The 285-nt window shown below is 44.2% G+C and carries 1 tRNA gene; it reads right to left on the bottom strand.

Annotated elements, in window-relative coordinates:
* Positions 1 to 180 precede the first annotated feature (180 nt).
* Positions 181 to 256: transfer RNA gene (locus DIC66_RS22815), tRNA-Ala, on the bottom strand.
* Positions 257 to 285: the final 29 nt, after the last annotated feature.

Genomic DNA, 285 nt, shown 5'->3' with positions numbered 1-285 from the left:
CAGACGCTGCTTAATGATTGGCAACGCTGATTAAACTCTATAAATTGTTAAAGAACAGCCGATTGATCAAGTAATCTCGATCAACAACAAAGCAGCCTCTTGCGAAGCAACTTTGGTATTGAATAACTACCAATGGATAAGTTAAACACCGAAACGGTATTTATACGATTGTCGAAAGACTGGTGGAGGTGACAGGACTCGAACCCGCTACCTACTGCTTGCAAAGCAGCCGCTCTCCCAGCTGAGCTACACCCCCAAATCAGGTTTAGCAATTGGAAGACTCTG

It is taken from the genome of Rhodoferax lacus, from assembly GCF_003415675.1.
Classification (GTDB): domain Bacteria; phylum Pseudomonadota; class Gammaproteobacteria; order Burkholderiales; family Burkholderiaceae_C; genus Allorhodoferax; species Allorhodoferax lacus.
Note: the sequence above shows the minus strand (reverse complement) of the source record. Positions and strands in the feature narration are given on the sequence as shown.